Genomic DNA, 21,465 nt, shown 5'->3' with positions numbered 1-21,465 from the left:
AAGGGATTAACTATTTGCCGGATATAACCATTACGCATTCACCAAAATATTTTAAAGAAAATTAAAAAAACAGGAATCATGAAAGACAATCGCCGCAATTTTATTAAAAAAAGTGCTTCTATGGCTGCTGCCTTATCGATAGGCGGAGTAAGTACCGGAATGGCTACTCCGCCGCTAGTTTCCAAAGAAAAACCTAAAGCACCAAAGGCATTTGAAAAGGATGGCGGCATGAAGTTCGCCTTAGCCATGGGGCCCGATTCACCGCGCGTTCCTTTTGCTAAGCAAATAGATGTCATGCATGCCGTTTCGGGAATCGTGAAAAATCCAAACTTAAAACCCTGGGATCCGGAAGCGATAAAAGCCACCAAAGCCGCCTGGGAAAAAGAAGGCATGAAATGGACCGTGGTAGAAGGGCCGCCTTCCTTGGGCGAACAAACCAAACTGGCTTTAGCTGGCCGCGACGAAGAAATCGCCAATTTTATCACGTTCATGAAAAACCTGAAACAATACGGCGGCGTGGATGTGATCTGTTACAACTGGATGCCGGTAATTAGCTGGGCCCGCACTACCATGGACCGGCCGGGGAGGGGAGGGGCTCTGGTTACTTCTTTTGATTACGACGATATTAAAAACAAACCGCTAACGCAGTACGGCGAGGTTTCGAAAGAAGCCATGTGGAAGAACTTAGAATATTTTTTAAAAGCCGTAGTGCCCGAAGCCGAAAAAATAGGTATGAACTTATCGTTGCATCCCGATGATCCGCAGGTACACAGCATCCAGGGTATTTCCCGGATTATGAATACCGTGGAGAATTTCGACCGCATGCTAAAACTGGTACCCAGTAAGTACAGCGGCTTAACCATGTGCCAGGGTAATTTCTCGTTGATGGGCGCCGACATTCCGGCTCTAATCCGGCGCTGGGGCAAGGCCGGTAAAATAAATTTCGTGCATTTCCGGAACGTACAGGATTTAAGCGGCAAACTGCCCAGCACCAAGTTTACCGAAACCTTCCACGACGAAGGCCAGATTGATATGCACGCGGCCATGCAGGCGTACTACGACATTGGCTTTAAAGGCACCATCCGGCCCGACCACGTGCCTACCATGCACGGCGAAGAAAACACCCGCCCGGGCTACATGACACTGGGTACCTTGTATGCTATCGGCTACATGCGCGGCCTGGCCGAGTCGGTGGCAAAAGCCAGCGCCAAAGCTTAGTCGTTTATAAGTAATGTGCCGTATCCGAAATTTTAAATATTTACTAATGCTCTGAATAAAAAGCAGTAGTTAAGTTCTGGTGCCATAAGGAGCATTTAATTTTATGCTTCTTATGGCACCAGGGCTTAACTACTCTTCTGGGGTAATAAACTTTCCATCCTGGTTCGTCCGGCTTTCAACGGCTACTTTCTTTTTCCATGAATGCATTCTTTCATCTACCCACCTTAAATTTGAAAAACATGAATGATAACCGCCGCGAATTTTTAAAAAAAAGTACCACTTTGGCTGCTCTTTCGGTTGTAGGCTTAAATGCCTGTTCCAAAACGGGCAATCAGGAAACAGAAAACAGCACTGCCGTTAGAACCGCCGGCGTCAATAGTAAGACGAAAATAGCGGAGTGGCCCATAAAGATAGGCGAAAATATGCCCCGGTTAACGGTAGGCGTAAGTAATGATGCCTCGGTAGCCGAAATGCGGCAACTGAAGCAAATAGGGGTAGATTATGTTTTAATGGGTGGCCCACCTATTCCCTGGACGGAGGAAAGCCTTCGGAAAATTATAAACCGGTTTAAGGCCGAAGGCTTAACCGTGATTAACATGATGATTGGCGGCCACCCGCATACTATTTACGGGCGGAAAGGACGCGACGAAGAAATTAAACAGATTCAGGACTCTTTGCGAGCTGCCGGCACGGTTGGTTTACCAGTAGTAGAGTATAATTTTTACGCGCACCGGCTCATGGAAGGCTACTACCGCGAAGATACGCGGGGTGGGGCTGGCAACACCAGTTTTGATTACGAAAAAGGCAGGAATCTGCCTACCGATCCCAAATTGGGTACCCCGCAAACCGCCGAAATGCTCTGGGCAAATTTAACGTATTTCTTAAAAGCTGTTATTCCGGTAGCCGAAAAAGCCGGCGTCCGGATGGCGTTGCACCCCAACGATCCGCCGATTCCGGTGAGCCACGGCCATGCCCAGATTATGGCTACCTTTAAAGATTGGCAACGCTTAATTCAGATTGTGGACAGCCCCGCCAATGGTATGACCTACGACTGCGGGGTAACCCGCGAAACCGGCGAAGATCCTTTGGAAGTGCTCCGTTACCTGGGTTCCCGTGACCGCATCAACCATATCCACTACCGCAATGTAACCGTGGAAAAACCTTATGTAAAATACTCCGAAGTTTTCTTCGACGAAGGCCAGGTAAACATGTTCGCCGTTATGCAGGAAATTTTTGGTTTAAATTATAAGTTCGGCATTTATCCCGAACATCCCCGCGAAATTAGTTATGACAAAGAACACGCCGGGGGGATTAAAAACCAATATCCGGGTGGCGGCGGTTATGCGGCGCAAGCCTATAACGTAGCCTATACCAAAGCCATGATGCAAGCGGTGGTTTCGTTAAAAGATGCCGCAGTAAGTGCTTGATTATTAGATTAATTTATAATTGCTTAAATACGGATAATTTCGTAAAATGCATGCTTTAAAGGATGCGAGGTGTCTTTTTTAAAGTAAACTGTTGAAATCTGATTCCTCTGCAAAGCAAATGGCATTTTTAAATTTTCTACCAAGAATAACCATCTCAAAAGCAAGTAAATACTAGTTGAATAAACATCATGAAAGAAAATCGTAGGGATTTTATTAAAAAAAGTGCTTCGCTGGCTGCCGCACTTTCGGTAGGCGGCATTAGCACTGCTGTAGCTCATTCGGTAACGGAAAATGCCAAAGCGAATGGGGCTTTACAATCCATGGCTAAAGACGCCGGCATGGAAATGAGTACCGCTTATTTTGCGGGTATTGAGGCCAACAAGCAATTAATAGAACTGGCGAAGCAAATGGATGCTTTAGGGGCGGTAGCCGGCATAGATACCCGTTTAACCGGCTTAACGAACGTAAAACCTTGGGAATATCAAGCTATTGCCGGCGTAAAAGAAGCCTGGAAAAAAGTAGGTTTAAATTACACGGTAGTAGAAGGTCCACCGTCCTTGGGCGAAAAAACCAAGTTGGGTTTAGATGGGCGCGATGAAGAAATTGCCAACTTCATTACGTTCATGAAAAATTTAAAAAAAGCGGGTGTCAACGTAATTTGCTACAACTGGATGCCGGTAATTAGCTGGGCCCGTACGCAAATGGACCGGCCCGCCCGGGGTGGCGCGCTGGTAACCGCTTTTGATTACGACGACATCAAGAATAAACCACTCACCAAATACGGCGAAGTAACCAAAGAAACCATGTGGAAGAACCTGGAGTACTTCCTGAAAGCCGTAGTACCCGAAGCCGAAAAGATTGAAATGAAGCTGGCTTTGCACCCCGATGATCCGCAGGTGCATAGCATCCAAGGTATTTCCCGGATTATGAACACCGTCGAAAGCTTCGACCGGATGTTGAAAATTATGCCGAGCGATTTTAACGGCGTAACCTTGTGCCAGGGCAATTTTGCTTTAATGGGTACCGATATTCCGTCGCTGGTGCGGCGCTGGGGCAAAGCCGGTAAAATTCATTTTGTGCATTTCCGGAACGTACAGGATTTAAGCGGCAAACTGCCCAGCACCAAGTTCACCGAAACTTTCCACGACGAAGGCCAGATTGATATGTACGAATCTATGAAAGCTTACTACGAAATCGGCTTTAAAGGCGCTATTCGCCCGGACCACGTGCCCACCATGGCCGGCGAAGAGAACACCCGCCCGGGCTATATGACTTTGGGTAATTTATTCGCGATTGGCTACATGCGTGGTTTAATGGAGTCGGTAGCCAAAGGTGCCCGGAAATCTTAAAAGCGAGTCTGGGTTTTGTAACTTTATGCGAAGGTACCCGGATAAAAACAGTAAAAATTAAAAAAACAGCCTTAGTGGTACAAACGGCTTTTAGCTGTGAAGCTACAGGGGCTGTTTTTTTAATTTCTATCTCTGCGGTTAACTAAAAATGTTAAATGCAGCTGCATGAGCCTAACTCATCTAGCTTGTTGAACCGCAAAAATTTTATTTGCCAGGTTTGCCAGAGAAGTTGTTTTGTTAAAGCTTGTGTGAAGGTAAATCAAATCTAAAATTTACACGTAAGGATTATTTAAAAGCCTTCTTTATGCCGGATAATAAATTAACTTACGAAGAGTATATGGCCTATGCCCTGCGGGATGTTCCGGCTGATCAGCAGGCGCAATGGCTGGAAAGTAATACCATTCAATCAGCGCCGGATCAGGCGGAAGGTTGGGCGATTATGCCGAAAGATAGAAACTTGCCTAATTACCGGAACCTGGATGATTTTCAGGACTACGAGCACGCCCGCGAAATTGAATAACTTTATTTAAACCTCATACCAACCTTATCAACTCAAATCCGCATGGACGATGAATATTTTGCCATACCCGTTACCTACCAAGGCGAGGAGCGTGACTTTACTTCCCGGCTTTTAATGAGCGGATATACCCACAAACTGGAGGTAGAAGTAGATGGCCACCTGATTTCCTTTGAACCCGACGAAGATCAAAATTACCGCGCCATTCTGGACGAATCGCAATTAAACAATAGTTCAAAAATAGATATTGGTTTGCTGCAAGCCATTGCCCAGGTCATAGAATCTACCATCAAATAAATACCAGGTTAAAGTAGTTCGTAAGCGTCGTGTAGCTTTGTCGGAGTAAGATAATTTTTAAATTTTTATCTGCTAAACCCAGCCTGTACTGGGGTATCGGTAAATATTTTAATATAGGATATTTTGTATATAAACTGCACAGTTCGCTTGGTTTGGCAATCCGCTTAGGCAGAAACTTTTTTAGTAAATATCTAAAAATTCAAATATATAAAATGGTTGGTAAATTTGAAAATAATCAAGAATATATACCTTTAAAATGGGTAAAAAGTATTGTTTATTTTAGATAAAGATTGAATATTGTTTATTCATAAATGGGGGAACTATCCTTTTGTAAAATAGTGTATCGCCTTATTTGAAACTTTAACTAAAATTGCATTAATCAATTAAACCAACCAGATTACTAAAAATAGAAAGGGGTAAAAAAATGTTTTCATTTACTTTTCAACAAACCAGAGAACTAGCAAAATCTGCTCATCAATCACCGGTATATGTGAGCGGCGATTATTTACAAGATTTATTTCCCCCCGATCCTTCCACGGACACCAGCCGGTTATTGGCTTTCGGGTTAATCGGGCACCAACCCTTGAAACGCAGCACCGAAGATAAATTAAGCTATTTCTGCAACCAGAATGGCATTACCTACCGGGCTTACCATGAAAACAAACATTACGTAATTTTTAAACCAGAGACGATTAACGCTTAGTTTTAATTATAAAATAATAAAAGGCGGGGGAGCAATTGTTATATTGCTCCTCCGCCTTTTTGTTTGTTTAAACTCCCGTCTTTTCCGGTGCCAGGCCATCTTTGTTAAGGCTAATACTCCGATACAAATTTACTTATGATTAAGCTGGATTAGAAATTAACCATAAGGGGGAGCAGATAGAGTGGCGATGCTAAGACCTTGATTTTTAAATAAGTTATGTTCTAGTGATTTAAAATGAGGGTACAATAAATTTGTAGCGTTTTGTACTTATCGTTTATTCCGGATAGCAAAACAAAAGCTTTCGTCGATACAAAAGTGCTGTTGGCCGATACTTTATTGTTACCAGCGCTCCGGTGATGCAAATTTGCTTAACTAATTAACAAACGCAATAACAAAATTGTATCATGGAAAGAAAAAGCTTTTTAAAGAGTTTGCTCCTCGGCACCATTGCTACTCCGGTAGTTTTATCGGCCTGCGATAAAGAGGCCGATACCGTTACTCCCACTACCAACACTTCCGGAACCGGAGCCGACACTACTACCGGTACTGATTCCGGCACTTGCACGGTAGCTCCCTCCGAAACAGAAGGCCCTTTCCCGACCAAAAGTCCGGCTTCTTACGTGCGCAGCGATATTACCGATGGCCGCACTGGTTATAAACTAACGGCGAAAATTACGATTGGCAATATAAATAATAGCTGCGCGGGGTTGGCGAACGCCATCGTGGACATTTGGCACTGCGATGCCGACGGCAATTATTCGGAATACGGTGGTTCAGGAATGCAATCTACTAATCTGCAAGCGGTCCATTTTTTACGCGGCCGGCAGGTTACCGACGCCAACGGGCTGGTTACTTTTACCACTATTTTTCCGGGATGGTACAACGGCCGGGCCACTCACATGCACGTGCATATCTACAATGCCAGCGGTACCTCCTTAAAAGTAACGCAAATTGCTTTTCCGGAAGGTAGTAACAGTGCCGTTGCGGCGGTAAATGGTTATAAAAAAGGGCTCAATGGCTATACCTACAATGCTAAAGATAATGTGTTTAGCGACGATAGTGCGGGCGTGGAAATAGCCACCGTTACCGGCGATACCACCAATGGCTTTAAACTGGCCATTAAACTAAACGTGGCTGCTTAAATTTAAAAATTTTAAAAAAGCGTTAAAAGATCGGCTTTAACGCTTTCTTTTTTATGGTTATGGCCAATAGAATTATTACGCTGTGTTACCGGAAAATCATCCAGTCGACCGCAGTAAAGCCTTGGGAAAAGCTGGTTTTTGAAGATAGTTACGCCGAATTTAAAATGCAGGCTCAGCTGTATAACCCAGAAAAGAAATACCGCTCTTTTGCCGAATTAATGCAACATGCCCCAGGTGCCGAACAACTGCATTTTTTAGTGAGCGCGGCCATTATCGGGTACGTGCAGCAGCTAAACCAGATAGTTCCGGATATCCTGAATACCCTCGGCAAGCATTTCCTGCAATTTGATCATTTTCAATTTGAGATCATTAACTCGGATATTCAGGATAAAAGCAAGCACCAGGTAGCCATTAACTTTTATTCCGAACCTTTGGTTTGGCACGATACCGTTCACCAGTATTTGTTGGTTTCGGATAAGCGGGCAATCGGGCAAATAACCCTGACGCATTTATTGGCGCTGCAACCTTATTTAACCATTTACTCGCTTCAAACCGAAACAGCCTAAAATTATGAAGCAAATACCCGGTAAAATTTACCTCGCTGACCAACGTGGCCACTGGCAAACGCCCCACCTGCAACGGTTTAGCACATTTAACTACCAAGATTTTTATCAGGAACATAAACAACCTTACGGAGATTTGTACCTGGTAAACGAAGAAACCTTGGCTGGATCCCAAAATTTAACCTATCACCTGGACCAGGCCTCGCACATCCTGATTATTCCGGTAACCGGGGCTGTAAATCTAAGTACTCCCGCCAATGCCCTGATGCCCGTAGAAGTTGGTCAGGTACTAATCCTAACCGCACCGGCGCCTTATTCCTTTCAGCTGGTAAATCCGTATGCCCAGGATAATATCTGTTTCTTACAAGTTCGGCTACGCGCGAAAAATGGGATTGCAGAAGTTTTTACGAACCTGATACCTTTCACGCTCGACGATCCCGGCAACCCCCTTACCGAAATAATACCCGGCAACTCCGTACCTAATGTTCCTGATTATAAATTCAGGTTAAGCTTGGGGCGGTTTGCCGGGCGACAAGAAATTACTTACCCTTTAGAGGATAATCAGCAGTTTTTCTTTGCTTTTGTACTGGCTGGCGCTTTTGAAGCCGAAGGCCGGTTATTGCACGAAAAAGACGGGTTATCCCTGTGGGATACCCCCCAAGTAGAACTGGAAGCTTTAAGTAATAACGCCATTATTTTAATACTGGAGTGGCCACGTGCCGAAAATTAAATTTAAAAAATAAGGTTAAGCCTAATCTTATGGATAACAATAAGCTCTGGTAATTTTAAAAATAACTGCATCTTATAAAATTGTTTGGTGCCAATCCTGGATAAAGCCGGTGTAGGAATCGCTGATGGGCAATTCTTTACCCGATAGCAAAATAGCTTTTCGGTTTTGAATAGCGGTAACCTGGGCCATAGGCACAATAAAACTGCGGTGAATTCTTTTAAATTTTGCGTCGGGTAGCTTTTCCAGAACCTTTTTCATGGAAAGCAAAGTCAGAATAGGACGGGCGCCGGTTACATGAATTTTTATGTAATCTTCCAGGCTTTCGATGTATTCTATGTCGCGCAAATTTATTTTTAGCAGCCGGTATTCCGAATGCACGTACAAGCTTTCTTCGGGCTCCGACTTGGGTTTATTTTTTAATTCCAGAAAATCAATGGCTTTGTTTACGGCTTTCACGAATGGTTCAAAGGCAATTGGCTTTAATAAATAATCTACTGCTTCCAATTGAAAACCTTCGTAGGCAAAGTTTTTATAAGCGGTGGTAAAAATAATTAATGGTTTAATTGCCAGGGATCGCACCAGATCAATCCCGGATATATCCGGCATGTTAATATCCACAAATAACAAATCAATCTCTGTCGTTCGTAAAAATTCCGAAGCCGCCAGGGCATCATCAAACGTTTGAATTAAGGTAATCGCGGGCAAGCGGGCCACGTAAGCCGTTATAATATCTAAGGCTAATGGTTCATCGTCTACCGCGACACATCTTACGGGTGCACTTTTCAAGGCTATTTTTAAATTTTTTTTAAGCAAGAGTGGGTAAGCTAAACCGGTAAAATAAGGCTTACGGTAAAAAGCTGGTTTTCGCTGGTAATGGTTAACTGGTAATTATCCGGGTATAAGTGCTGCAGGCGTTCGCGGGTGTTTGCCAGGCCAATGCCGGTTCGTTCCCGATTGGTTTGGTGCAGAAAAATCGGGTTTTGGCAGTAAAAAGTAATTGTTTGCTCTTCGGCTCGTAAGCTAATAGCTATGTTTGATTCTTCGCGGTTACTAACCCCGTATTTAAAAACGTTTTCGATAAAAGGAATAAGCACCAGCGGCGCAATTTTTTTTTCGGCCAGATTACCCGTTACTGTAAAGTTGACCTTTACTTTTTTGCTTAAACGCAGCTGTTGCAAAGCAATATAATCCTGCATGCAAGCTACTTCGGCTTTTAAATCTACAAAATCGGCGGTTACTTCATCCGTTAAATACCGCATCAAATTCGATAGTTTCAGAATCGCCTCGGCGGTGTTTTCGTTCTGGGTAATGGCTAAGGAATAAATATTATTTAAAATATTAAATAAAAAATGCGGATTAATCTGCGCTTTTAAAAACGATAGCTCGGCCTTGGCTTTATCGGTTTCGGCCAGCAAGGCTCGTTGTTGCGTAGTGCGCCATTGTTGGGTTATTTCTACGGCCATGCTTAAAGTTACAATCATGATAAACAAAAAGATACTCACAATATCTAATCGTACCGGTGCTCCGTTACGGGGTGGGTTAGGGCGGTCCGGATTATGAAAAGGTGGGGGCGGTGGTTGGTTTAACGGAGGAACGGGTCGTTTGTCCGAAAAAGGACCGGTCACGGGCTTCGCGGGGGCGATTCGCGATACATGTGAGATTAAATTATCGAAAGGCCGGAGAAAGTACACCGCGGTAAAAAGTAATAGCAGCAAGCCTGCGTAGGCAAAATATTTTTTTTGCAGGAAAAAACGGGGCAGGAGCACGTAGCCGTGTAGGTAAAAAAGCCCAATATAACACCCGTAAAACAGCCAGTAAGCCAGTGTTTGAATAATAGCGGTAAACTGCTCCGTTTCGGACCGCTGATTTAAAAAAAGTAAAGGCAGGCTAAAAAAAAGCAGCCAACATAAAGCATGGGTAAACAGCGTAAACGCCTTCGAACGAAACATAAGTAAAAGAACAGAATTGCAGGATAAGCCGCTTTTAAGTATCGGTAAAAAAGCAAAATGTATCGACGAACGAGGAAAAAATAAAAGCCAGACCAGCCATGCTTCTGCTACCGGCTCTGCTTAAAAATGCTGCGCCTTAATTGTTTTCTTTTTTCGTTTTCCCGAAACTACCTTAGGAAAAATCTTTAACAGCTTCGCTTAAATCGTACACCGGTTGATCTTTAATTTTACGGGCGATGATAGAGGCCCCAGCGGCCGAACGATAACCACCGGCGCAATGCACCAGAATTGGTTTGTTGGTGGGAATAGCGTTTACGGCTTCGCGCAATTCCGGTAAAGGAATAACTAGGGCAGTAGGGAAAAACTTACCTTCTTTTACTTCGTTGTGGTTTCGGATGTCAATAATGGTATAGGCATCCGGATTGTTTTTAAATACATCCACATCAACTAAGGCTGATTTCTCGGTTTGGTTAGCCGGATTTATCAAACCGCCTTTTATTTGGCGTTCGTACCCGATTTTAGCTGTTTTGGCAATTATGGTTTCTAAAGCTTCTTCTGATTCCGCGATTACGTAAAATTTTTCCTGGGGCCCAACAACCGACCCTAGCCAAGTTTCAAACTTTAAACCATCCTGCAAATTAATGGCCCCGGGTATATGCCCTTGCTTAAATAATTGCTGCGGTCGGGTATCGATGAGTAGCGTGTTTTTATCAAACGCACTGTGCGGCGGTAAATAAGGTACCTGCGCCAGGCTTTGCCGGTAAGATGGCGCGCCGTGTTTGTTCAGGTCCACGGCAAACGGAAAATATTTGGGTACAAAAGGCTGGTCGGCGAGTAAATATTTTAAAAAATCGGTTTCCGACATGGGTTGCAACGCCGGATTGCTTTTTTTTTCGGCTCCAATGGAGCTTTGTTTGGCTTCACTCATGCCTTTGCCGCACAAAGAGCCTGCCCCGTGGGCGGGGTATACGGTAACAGTATCAGGCAATGCCATAATTTTTTCGCGAATAGAATAATACATTTGCCGGGCCAGTTCTTCGCGTTTGGCAGTAATGCTACCAGTGTTTTCCCGTAAGTCAGGGCGGCCTACATCGCCGATAAACAAGGTGTCGCCGGAGAAAAGCGCCACTGCCTGGTTGTTTTCGTCTTTCACCAGCACCGAAATGCTATCCGGCGAGTGCCCCGGGGTATTTAGGGCGTGCAGGGTAATCTCGCCAATTTGGAGGCTGTCGCCTTCGTCGAAGGTTTTATGCGCATAGGCCGCACCGGTAAGTTTGCTGGCGTAAATGGTTGCTTCTTTGGTATGGGCAATTTCCTGGTGGCTGCTCACAAAATCCGCGTGCGGGTGGGTTTCAATCACGGCTATTAAACACAAATCGTGCAGGTTGGCGTAATCGTAGTAAGGCTGCGGATTACGGGCCGGATCTATTACCGCCATTTGCCCTTCGCTGCTGATTACATAAGAGAAATGGGCCAAGCCTTTATCTTCGAACTGCTCTATGCGCATACCATATCTAATTAAAGTAAGGGCCGCAAGTTAACGATTTACGAAAATAATTTGCCGAATAAGCTTTTTTGTTCTTCTATTTTAAAGCCGGCCTGCTTTACTTTTTCAATAACATCGGGCACCGAAACAGCTTCTCCTTGCACGGTTAATATTTTCTCGGGATTGGCGGTATCTACTTCCCAAGTAGTTGGAGCGGGTAAAGCATCCAGGTAGGGTTTAGCGGTTGCCACACAATTGGCGCAGTTAATATTGGTTTTAAATTTTAAAGTTTTCATGATTTTTAAATTTTTATCCGGCAAAAATAAGGAGTAGCTAGCTGTTACCAGTTACAAGGTTTTTACAGAATTGTGTAAAATTTCAATCACCCACCAGGTACCCTTATTACAGGCACATGCACATCGGGCTTTTTAAATAGAAAGCTTTTAATTCCTTAATTAATATTCAAAGGGTACTTTTGGGTTGGTAATACCTAAGACATCGCTTGGTAACATTTCTTTATTCAAAGCCAAAACGACGGAAAACTTAAACCAGGAGGAACAAGTTAATATTATATATAAATTTTAATATATATTTTATAAATAATATAAATAATTGTTTATAAATTTGTACTTCAAATCTGGAGGTAATTTGAAAACAAATATAAAAAAAGAGACCCTAAAATAGACCTATTACGGGCCATCGCCATTACATGTATTATTTTAGGCCATAGTAAACCCCATAGTGGAATCTTTGAAATACGTAATTTTAACGTGGTTTTGATGATGCTCTTACTAGGTCATTCTTTTTACTTAAGTAGCGCTGAAAAAAATATCTCTTACCCCCAATACGTAAAAAAGCGGTTTCAGCGGTTGGTAGTGCCGGCCTGGACCTTCCTGACTTTATTTTTTATTCTTTTTTACTTCGTTGCGGTGGCTACCGGCCAAAAGTATTACTTCAGTGGGGCTAAAATAATGCAATCGTACGCTCTAACCAATGGTATTGGCTACGTTTGGATTATTAAAATATCTTTTTTGGTGGCCTTGTTAAGCCCGTTTATTTTAAAAATAAGTAAGCGGGTAAAGAGCAATTTGCTTTATTATTTGTTAATCGCGGGCAGCTATGCGGGTTACGCCCTGTTATTGTATGTACACGATGCTTTGCCGGTGGTGTACAAGGCCTTAGATAATATAAACCATTACCTGGACGGCGTGGCCCGAACCCTGTATGCCGAAGTTATTATCTACGGCGTAAGTTATAGTTTTATTGTAGCGTTAGGGATCCGGCTTACCAAACTAAGTCAGCGGGAAGTTACCGGCGCTTGCCTGGGGTTTTTAGGCCTTTTTCTGTTCCTGAGTTATCAAAATGATTTTTCAACAGTTCAGGCGTTCAAGTATCCGCCCCAATTGTATTACCTGTCGTACGGGTTGTTTGTGAGTTTTCTGCTTTACCGGTTGCTGGATTATACTTTTTTTAAAAAATTTGGCAACAGCCAGCTCATTATATTTCTTTCCAGAAACTCCGCCTGGGTTTATTTCTGGCATATTATTTTTGTTTATTACATCCGGTTGTTTGGGGCCTCGTTGCCCTCTTACCTGGCAACTACCAGCAGCGGACGGTTCTTTTTCATAATGGCAGGTGCCTTACTCGTAACGTATAGCCATCAACAAATCAAAGAATTAAGGCAGTCTTACGAAGATAAAGCAATTCTGCCGGCGGGAACGCCTATGCCCCACGCCAGTAACATTTAAAACAACTGAAAACCACCTATAAAACGTAAGTCACCCAGCTACCCTTTGTACCCGCAGTTGTCCGCACTACCCAGTTATGCTTCTCAGGCCATTAATTTTTAAATTTTTACAATCTGCACCATTAAATTGCCTTGGGCGTTTACTACCGCTTTAATAGAAGTAGGCGTAAGATAGATATTATCGGGCGTAAAGGAGCGGATAGTACCTTTTAGTAATACATTGTCGTTGATGCGGGCCGATTGATCCAGGGATTTTTGCAGCATACTGCGGGCCTGCTCTAATTGCGTTTTTACCGGAAAATTAATTTGTTCTTGTAGGTTATGAATAAACCGGCCTTTGGCCAGCCAGCTAGCCGTTTTTAGCAATTGGTCTTTGGTTTTTAAATCGTAATCCACGTCACGGACCCGGATACTGCTGGTGGCGGCATCGTAGTACGGGATAGCTTTTAAAAACACTTTACCTACAATTTTCTTGGTAAACAAACCGGTTTTGGCCTGGCCGTTTACATCCAGCATTACCACCAGTTTATCCCCACTGCCACTTATTTCGGCGTTATTTACCGTAATTTGTTGCTTTCCATTTTCGAAATGATACGTTTTACCGGTTACTTGTTCTTTTAAAAGCTGGGTAGCGTGAGCGTAAGGTACCTCGCCAATTAAGCCTATTTGCACGTTATCCGTTAAACGATTGTCGGTTATTAGTTTAGGAAGATTAGGATTTACTTTTGCCTGGGGTTTGCCGTTAGTAACGGTTTCAATAAAAGAGTTAAACCCAATGCGCAGGTTTAATTGCCCATTCGCGGCTTGTAACGGCGAAATACGAATATCCTGAGGCGTAACCGTTAGCCAGGCATTATATGTTTTGTCCAGCTGAATAGGTTGTTGTAACTTTAACCAAGCTTCTTGCACATACTGTTTAATATTAAGGCGGTTTTGAATTTCCTGGTCCAGCATACCCGACAAACGGGCCATCTGGTTCTGCATGGCAGGTTCTACAAATCGGGCTAATCCAATTTGCAACGGACCAATGGTTAGAGTAGGTTTGGTGGCGCCCCAGTCAAAATCGCCGGTAGTAACGGTTTTTACCTTATAATCTTCGGTAAACGAGAGCAAGCTTTCGGTTTTTACCACTACGTCAAACTCGGTGCTTTCGCTTTTATCTATTTTGGGGCATATTTTACAGGGTTCCCATTGCCACCGGCCTTTCGCAAAAATGTGTAAAGGTACCGTAAAATAAATTCTGTTTTGTTCTGCCCTTATGCCTAACCGACCGGTTTTACTTACGGTAACCGCCAGATTATCACCTTCCAGATTATCGTCTTTGTATAATATGCCGTTTAGTTCTTGGTTGAGTTTGTTCTCGAGGCTGGCCGTTTGAAAAGAAACCGGAACGGTAACCGTAGACAGCTTGCGTTTAAAAGCAGGCGCTGCGGTTACCGGCAAGCTAGGAGCCGTGGCTTTAATAGTAGCCGTTTCCTGGCAAGCCGACAAGAATAAAACGCAGTTTAAAAAAAAGATTAACCGGTTATAAGTATTAAAAAGAGAAAGCATCATAAAATTTAAAAAAACGCAGCAAAGTTAAAATTCTTTCGGACAATTAACTTCTAGATCAAGGCTGTAACGCGTGGGGAATAGGGATAGTTTAGTTTTACTCGTTAGAACCTAGGAATCAAGCTTCGTTTTTTTTAAATCTGGCGGGTATTTAGCTCTAAAAATTACGGTTAAAATACAATTATTAAAATTTACACGTGTTGGTGAGATCTTTAGCAAAGTATTAAAATTTAGCTGTTTTCTGAGTTTAGTACAACTAAATTGGAATTTTAAAAAATTATAAGTGTTATTTAGACAGTTCCCAGTGCTTCGTGTGAATGGGTGCCTGGCGTAAGGCCGCTGTTAATTCCTCTTCTGATGCAAACTGCAGTTGCGCGAGGTACGAAGCTTCTATGGAAACAGAGAAATTATGGAACTCAAAAGGCCAAGGCGCTACTTGAATAACACCGCTATTTAACTGCCACACATCGTAGCGGCTCCCATCCGGCCCAATGCTTATCTCCAAGGCCCGCTCGGCTTCGGGCAATTCCCGACGGCACAAAATCAGCGATAAGCGGTCGCACCATTGCATTAAATCGTAGGCTTTTTGCGCTTCTTTTTTTGTAATTTTTAAAAATTTACGCCAGTTTGCCTGGCTTTGAATTTGTTCATCCAGGAAATTATCGGTACTCCGGTCTTTACCGCGCAACTCTTCGTACAAAAAAGAAAGGTGCATGGAAGTCAGCAAAGAACGCCATTGTCCCTGAAAACGAGCCTCTTCCATAACCTGGTGCGCCTGATCCAGCGAAAAAGGTAACATGGTAAAATTAGCGGGTGCCCCTGCGGTAGTTAAACCATGCTTACCAGCCCAGTAGCGTTGGCCATCATCGTGCTGCGCAATGGCCGCTAGGGTATCTACCCAGCGCGTGGGGCGGTCAGCTTCGCGCCACGCAAAAGCAATCTGCGCCGCTAGTAAAGCGTGGGCTTGTTGGTAAATAATTTCCCAGCCTTCCTGCACCAAGTTCACAATCATAATCCAGTAGTAAGTATAAGTCTGGATTGTTTAACTTAACTGGAGATCGGAAGGTTTAGCCGCTTACCTGTTTAATTTTTAGGAATACACTAATTTTATTTACGCGCTAAAGTTAGAGCTTGTATTTTATTATAGAAAGATGATGGAAAAAGGGATATTACTGATGAGATCTGAAGGAGAATTATAAAGAAACTTTGAGTAAGTTATTCATTTGATAAAACCAAATATATAATACTAAATGTACTTAAACTAATACTAATCGGGCTAAATTCCGGATATTGTAGCGTGCTTAAAGGTTAAAGCAACTAATATGTACGCCTACTGAGTAACAAAGTTGTTGAAAATGATATAAGTATTTTCGACACTTATTAAATATATTAAAATGATCTAAAGTTAATATTGAAATTATACTATTTTTTGAAAGCTATGTTGCTTGTCTTGCAAAATAAGAGTAGGTTTATTCTTTCCATTCCCTGCCTTTCAGGTTGGTAATTTTTTATTGCATACCATTTATCTGTTTTTACCGTCACTTTAACTACTTAAATTATGCAGCAAGTATTACTTAAAAATTGGAAGTATTTTCTAATGCTTCAACTCTTAGTTTTCACTTTTACTGATTCTTGGGCGCAAGGATTTGCGGTGAAGGGTCGAATAAAAGGTGAGACCGGCGAAGGATTGCCTGGCGTAACCGTTTTGTTAAAAGGCACCTCTACCGGCGCAACGACTGATCCGAATGGTAATTATTCCTTGAATTTACCGAATGGAAGTGGTACCCTCGTTGTATCTTTTATCGGCTATCAAACCCAAGAAGTATCGGTTAATAACCGAAATTCCATTGATTTAGCGCTAGCTCCGGATACAAAAGCCCTGGAAGAAGTGGTAGTAGTGGGTTATGGTACCCAGAAAAAAGAGACAGTAACTGGTTCTGTTGCTACCGTTAAAGGAGCTGAACTGCAAAAATCGCCGGCTGTAAACCTTTCTAATTCCATTGCTGGTCGTATGCCCGGTGTTATTGCTACTAACGGTAGCGGTGAGCCTGGGTATGACGGTTCTACTATCCGGATTCGGGGTTCTAATACCTTAGGAAATAACGACGCGCTGATTGTAATTGATGGTGTACCAGCACGGGCGGGTGGTTTTGAACGTTTAAACCCAGCTGATATTGAGAATATTTCCGTACTAAAAGATGCCTCAGCTGCTATTTATGGTTCCCGTGCCGCTAATGGTGTTATTTTAATTACAACTAAACGGGGTAAAAATGGTAAACCTGAACTGTCCTATTCTTATAACCAAGGTTGGTCTCAGCCTACTGTTGTGCCCAAAATGGCTACTGCTGCCCAGTATGCCGAAATGGTTAACGAAATTGATGTGTATAATTTACCAGCTCAGTATTGGAAAGCAGCTTCAGATGCTTTTAAAACTACCGGCAGCTTTACCCGTCCGGATAACGGTGCTGTTACAAACGCCACGTTTAAACCGGAAGACATGCAGAAATTACGGGATGGATCTGACCCCTGGGGCCACCCGAATACGGATTGGTTTGATGCAGCTTTGAAACCGTGGTCCCCACAATCACGCCACAATTTGCAACTAAGCGGTGGTTCTGAAAATTTGAGATATTTGGCTTCAATAGGTTATCAAAATCAGGATGCCTACTATCGTAACGCGGCCACTGGTTATAAGCAATATGACTTGCGCTTAAACCTAGATGCTAATGTTAATAAATACGTTACTACTTCTTTGGGTGTAACTGGCCGGCAGGAGAATAGGTTTTTCCCTACAAAATCAGCAGGTGCTATTTTTCGGATGCTGATGCGCGGTTATCCGTACCGTCCGGCTTACTGGCCAAACGGCTTACCAGGCCCGGATATTGAAAATGGGGAACAACCAGTTGTTATAACTACTAATAACACCGGTTACGACCGGGATACCCGCTATTATTTACAATCCAACGGCAAGATTGAAATTACCCAACCTTGGATAAAAGGTTTAAAGCTAACTGGTAGCGCCGCAGTTGATAAGTTCTTAAAGCAAACAAAAGTCTGGCAAACCCCTTGGTATGTGTATTCTTGGGATAATACTTCTTTTGAAGCCGATGGTACCACACCTAAATTGCAGAAAGTAAAACGTGGGCCTGATCAGTCCACTCTTAATCAGGGTTCCGAGGATCAACTAAATGTATTGCTTTCTGGAATCTTATCGTATGATCAAACCTTTGCAGGACACGCTATTACGGCCCTTGTTGGGATAACAAAAGAAACTTCTAATCAGAGTAGTTTTGGTGCCAACCGCCGGTATTTTAGTTCTACCGCTATAGACCAAATGTTTGCGGGCGGCAGCCGCGAAAAAGATAACCGTGGCAGCGCCTGGGAACGCGCTCGTATGAGCTATTTTGGCCGTTTGGCTTATAATTATAAAGAAAAATACCTGGCTGAATTTTTAGGCCGGTACGATGCTTCTTACATGTTTCCTACTGATACGCGTTGGGGCTTTTTCCCGGGCGTAATGGTAGGCTATCGTGTCTCTGAAGAAGGATTCTTTAAGAAAGCCTTGCCATTTGTAAATGACCTTAAAATACGGGGCTCTTGGGGACAAATGGGTAACGATCAAGTCTATTATGATACGAATAATGATGGAACTTTGGATTTGCAAGAATACAAATACTTTGAATTGTATACTTATGACACTTATCCATTAGCCGGACAACTAGCGCAAACGTTAAGAGCAGATGAGGTTCCTAATAAGAACATGACTTGGGAAGTGGCTAACAATGCTGATATTGGATTAGAAGGACAATTATTACAAGGTAAAATCTTCTTCGAATTTGATGTTTTCCGTAACAAACGTTCGAATATACTATGGCGGAGAAGTGCTTCTATACCCCAAACCACAGGTATGATTTTACCACCCGAGAATATTGGTATAGTTATTAACAAGGGGTGGGAATTTAAGGTAGGTCACAATAACAATTTTGGTGATGTTAGCTTTAATGTGAGTGTAAACGGTGGTTTTGCCAAGAACAAAATTGAGTTTTGGGATGAAACACCGGGGGCTCCGGATTGGCAGAAATCAACTGGTCACCCCATGAACACCAATACGTTCTATATTTACGATGGTATTTTTACTACGCAAGCTGATATCGATGCTAATTCTTTGGATTACAGTGGTGTAGGTGCTAGTACTTTACGGCCCGGCGATATGAAATTCAAGGATGTAAACAATGATGGTAAGCTTAATGGTGATGATCGGGTAAGAAGAGATAAAACGAATCAGCCTACTTTCCAGGGTGGTCTTAATATCGGAGCCAAGTACAAAGGGTTTGATTTAGCCATCTTATTCCAGGGCGCTACTGGTGGTGAAGTCTTTGTGCAGACCGAATCTGGTACTATTGGTAATTTCCTGGCCTGGAGCTATGAAAACCGCTGGACGGTTGATAATCCGAGTACAGAGCATCCCCGCACCGTAGACCGCAGCAACCAGTATTTTTCAAATGCTAATACTTACTGGCTGAGAAATACAGATTACCTCCGTCTTAAAAATTTTGAAATTGGTTACAACCTGCCCGTTAATTTAGGTCAACGCATTGGCATGAGTAATTTACGGGTATATGTTAACGGGTTAAATCTAATCACCTGGGATAAAACCGATATTTTTGATCCAGAAGCAACTGGCGGTAATGCCCAATATTATCCACAAGCCAGAATCATTAATACTGGTGTAAGTGTAACTTTTTAATAGGATTAACATGAAGAGAACATTTAAATATATTTCAATTTTTGTAATTTCTGGAATACTGCTTTCGGCGTGTAAAGAAGATTTTTTAGATACGCAGCCTTTAGATAAAGCACCGGGAGAACTGGTTTGGAGTGATGCGGCACTGGCCGAATCTGCCGTAACGGAACTGTATAACGGTTTATTTGAAGGCATGTTAAACCAGGAAAATATGGACTGCATTACTGACAATGCCTTGTACAACTTCGGAAAGCAGGATATTATGGAAGCCAACATAAGTCCGTCTAATACGGGCTGGGTACACCATACCTACGAATGGGGCGAAATGTACCGGAGAATCCGGGCGGCCAACATTGCTTTGAAGAAATTAGCTGCACCTGAATTTGAAAATACTAATGGTATTGTGGAGCGGTTAAAGGGCGAAACTTATTTTATGCGAGCTTATTTTTATAACCAGATGGTGCGGTACTATGGTGGTGTTCCTATCATTAAATCACCTTATGAGTTAACCAGTACTGATTTTACCATTGCCCGGAATACGTACGAAGAATGCGTAAATTTTATAGTTAGCGATTTGGATTCGGCTGCTTTACTTTTAAATGGTAAATCCTTGACGTTAGGCCGGGCCACTCAGGGAGCAGCTCTGGCTTTAAAATCGCGGGTACTGCTGTATGCTGCCAGTGACCTACACCACATGCCAACTTATATAAATAATTTACAAAAGAGCACTAATCGGAATATTGCGGGTGATTTATTTTTTTCTAAGCCAGAAAATGTAGCACTACTGGGCTATCCGGCTGGCGATCGGACAGCGCGGTGGAAGGCAGCTCAAGACGCAGCCAGAGCCGTGATAGATTTAGGTTTCTATGGTTATAACCTCGATTTATCGGCCCCGGTAACTCCGGAAGAAGGTAAAAATAATTATGTTAACTTGTACTTATCCCGAAACGGTGGAGAAAAAGATGCCATTTTCATGCGTCAGTTTATCAATGCCAAAGATGAATGGGGCGCCTGGTATCCGCGTAATAATGGGCCTAACGGTTATCATGGCTGGACTTCCAGCGAACCTACTCAGAATCTAGTGGATGATTACGAAATGATGGATGGTACTAAATTCGATTGGAATAATGCGGAACATAAAGCTGCTCCGTATGATAATCGCGATCCGCGTTTCTACGCCTCTATTTTATACGATGGCGCTCCCTGGAAACCTCGTACTGCTGATGCGGCTGGTACAGATCCTTTTAGCCAGATTCAAATGGGACAATACCAGATAGGGAATGCTAGCAGCCCTACTACTTATTTCGGATTAGATACCCGCAACAGTTCCATTGAAAACTGGAACGGAACCCGTACAGGTTATGCAATCCGAAAATTTATTGATCCAAACCCAGCGATTGAAGACCAGGTGACTCGTCAGGAAGTTCCATCACCGCAAATCAAATTTACTGAAGTGGTATTTAATTACATAGAGGCTAGTTTGGCTTTAGGGCAGGAAGCAGAAGCTCTTGCTTGGTTAAACAAAATTCGTTTTCGCTCCGGGATGCCGGCTATCAATGAATCTAATCAGGCACTAGTAGAACGTTACCATAATGAACGTAATATCGAAATGTTGTTTGAAGAACAACGCTTCTATGATACCCGCCGCTGGATGACAGCACCGCAAAACCAAGGTGAAAAAGTGCGGATTATGAAAGTAACCGCAACCTTAAAACCGGGTAAAACTGTACCGGTTTACCGCTACAGCAAAGACGATTATAATTATACCTACACGGTGCAAGAAATTGACCCAGGAGTGGAAAATCGGAAGTGGGACGACAAACTTTACTTTATGCCGATTCATCGCGACGAAATAAATCGAAATAACAAATTAGTTCAAAACCCCGGTTACCAATAAGATAAAGCTTATCTGCCGTTAAAAATCTATGCTGGTTATTTTTTTACCGGCATAGATTTTTTTATTTTTAATAAAATCTAAATCGGATTACCACCTTGTTACCAACCAGAATTAAGTACCTCATTCGCTTACTATCATTAGCTGT

At 42.9% G+C, this 21,465-nt stretch carries 18 protein-coding genes; 12 read left to right on the top strand and 6 right to left on the bottom strand.

Features of this window, described 5'->3' with window-relative positions; translation table 11 throughout:
* Positions 1-78: 78 nt before the first annotated feature.
* From AHMF7616_RS14355 to AHMF7616_RS14315, 9 genes are all read left to right on the top strand, one after another.
* Positions 79-1,218, top strand: a complete 1,140-nt coding sequence (locus tag AHMF7616_RS14355; protein WP_115373514.1) for a mannonate dehydratase — start codon at positions 79-81, stop codon at positions 1,216-1,218.
* Positions 1,219-1,457: 239 nt separating this feature from the next.
* Positions 1,458-2,645, top strand: a complete 1,188-nt coding sequence (locus AHMF7616_RS14350) for a mannonate dehydratase (RefSeq protein WP_199474240.1) — start codon at positions 1,458-1,460, stop codon at positions 2,643-2,645.
* Between the two features lie 188 nt (positions 2,646-2,833).
* On the top strand, positions 2,834-3,994 hold the full coding sequence (locus tag AHMF7616_RS14345) for a mannonate dehydratase (protein WP_115373513.1): 1,161 nt from the start codon (positions 2,834-2,836) through the stop codon (positions 3,992-3,994).
* Between the two features lie 304 nt (positions 3,995-4,298).
* Positions 4,299-4,514, top strand: a complete 216-nt coding sequence (locus AHMF7616_RS14340; protein WP_115373512.1) for a hypothetical protein — start codon at positions 4,299-4,301, stop codon at positions 4,512-4,514.
* A 42-nt stretch (positions 4,515-4,556) separates the two neighbouring features.
* The gene (locus AHMF7616_RS14335) at positions 4,557-4,808 is read left to right on the top strand and encodes a hypothetical protein (RefSeq protein WP_115373511.1); all 252 of its coding nucleotides are present in this window, start codon (positions 4,557-4,559) and stop codon (positions 4,806-4,808) included.
* A gap of 424 nt (positions 4,809-5,232) precedes the next feature.
* Positions 5,233-5,511, top strand: coding sequence for a hypothetical protein (locus tag AHMF7616_RS14330; RefSeq protein ID WP_115373510.1), 279 nt, complete (start codon positions 5,233-5,235; stop codon positions 5,509-5,511).
* Between the two features lie 404 nt (positions 5,512-5,915).
* The gene (locus AHMF7616_RS14325) at positions 5,916-6,653 is read left to right on the top strand and encodes a dioxygenase family protein (RefSeq protein ID WP_115373509.1); all 738 of its coding nucleotides are present in this window, start codon (positions 5,916-5,918) and stop codon (positions 6,651-6,653) included.
* A 59-nt stretch (positions 6,654-6,712) separates the two neighbouring features.
* Positions 6,713-7,219, top strand: coding sequence for a hypothetical protein (locus AHMF7616_RS14320; RefSeq protein ID WP_115375620.1), 507 nt, complete (start codon positions 6,713-6,715; stop codon positions 7,217-7,219).
* Between the two features lie 4 nt (positions 7,220-7,223).
* Entirely contained in the window at positions 7,224-7,946 is a 723-nt protein-coding gene (locus AHMF7616_RS14315; RefSeq protein WP_115373508.1) for a pirin family protein, read from the top strand.
* 72 nt (positions 7,947-8,018) lie between these two features.
* Here AHMF7616_RS14315 and AHMF7616_RS14310 read toward each other — a convergent pair whose 3' ends face one another.
* From AHMF7616_RS14310 to AHMF7616_RS14295, 4 genes are all read right to left on the bottom strand, one after another.
* The gene (locus tag AHMF7616_RS14310) at positions 8,019-8,732 is read right to left on the bottom strand and encodes a LytR/AlgR family response regulator transcription factor (RefSeq protein WP_115375619.1); all 714 of its coding nucleotides are present in this window, start codon (positions 8,730-8,732) and stop codon (positions 8,019-8,021) included.
* A 38-nt stretch (positions 8,733-8,770) separates the two neighbouring features.
* Positions 8,771-9,895, bottom strand: a complete 1,125-nt coding sequence (locus AHMF7616_RS14305) for a sensor histidine kinase (protein WP_115373507.1) — start codon at positions 9,893-9,895, stop codon at positions 8,771-8,773.
* Between the two features lie 172 nt (positions 9,896-10,067).
* Positions 10,068-11,402, bottom strand: a complete 1,335-nt coding sequence (locus tag AHMF7616_RS14300) for an MBL fold metallo-hydrolase (RefSeq protein ID WP_115373506.1) — start codon at positions 11,400-11,402, stop codon at positions 10,068-10,070.
* A gap of 38 nt (positions 11,403-11,440) precedes the next feature.
* Positions 11,441-11,677: a heavy-metal-associated domain-containing protein gene (locus AHMF7616_RS14295; protein ID WP_115373505.1), complete on the bottom strand. Its 237-nt coding sequence runs from the start codon at positions 11,675-11,677 to the stop codon at positions 11,441-11,443.
* A gap of 384 nt (positions 11,678-12,061) precedes the next feature.
* On the opposite strand from AHMF7616_RS14295, the gene AHMF7616_RS14290 reads away from it, so the two are divergent.
* Entirely contained in the window at positions 12,062-13,129 is a 1,068-nt protein-coding gene (locus tag AHMF7616_RS14290) for an acyltransferase family protein (protein WP_115373504.1), read from the top strand.
* 98 nt (positions 13,130-13,227) lie between these two features.
* Here AHMF7616_RS14290 and AHMF7616_RS14285 read toward each other — a convergent pair whose 3' ends face one another.
* Both AHMF7616_RS14285 and AHMF7616_RS14280 read right to left on the bottom strand, forming a co-directional pair.
* Positions 13,228-14,682, bottom strand: coding sequence for a DUF4403 family protein (locus AHMF7616_RS14285; RefSeq protein ID WP_233507563.1), 1,455 nt, complete (start codon positions 14,680-14,682; stop codon positions 13,228-13,230).
* A 283-nt stretch (positions 14,683-14,965) separates the two neighbouring features.
* The gene (locus AHMF7616_RS14280; protein ID WP_115373503.1) at positions 14,966-15,691 is read right to left on the bottom strand and encodes a DUF3891 family protein; all 726 of its coding nucleotides are present in this window, start codon (positions 15,689-15,691) and stop codon (positions 14,966-14,968) included.
* A gap of 585 nt (positions 15,692-16,276) precedes the next feature.
* On the opposite strand from AHMF7616_RS14280, the gene AHMF7616_RS14275 reads away from it, so the two are divergent.
* Both AHMF7616_RS14275 and AHMF7616_RS14270 read left to right on the top strand, forming a co-directional pair.
* Positions 16,277-19,426, top strand: coding sequence for a SusC/RagA family TonB-linked outer membrane protein (locus AHMF7616_RS14275; protein WP_233507560.1), 3,150 nt, complete (start codon positions 16,277-16,279; stop codon positions 19,424-19,426).
* 10 nt (positions 19,427-19,436) lie between these two features.
* On the top strand, positions 19,437-21,320 hold the full coding sequence (locus tag AHMF7616_RS14270; RefSeq protein ID WP_115373501.1) for a RagB/SusD family nutrient uptake outer membrane protein: 1,884 nt from the start codon (positions 19,437-19,439) through the stop codon (positions 21,318-21,320).
* Positions 21,321-21,465 lie beyond the last annotated feature (145 nt).

Source organism: Adhaeribacter pallidiroseus (genome assembly GCF_003340495.1).
GTDB classification, from domain to species: Bacteria; Bacteroidota; Bacteroidia; order Cytophagales; family Hymenobacteraceae; genus Adhaeribacter; species Adhaeribacter pallidiroseus.
This window is presented reverse-complemented; position numbering and strand designations above follow the sequence as displayed.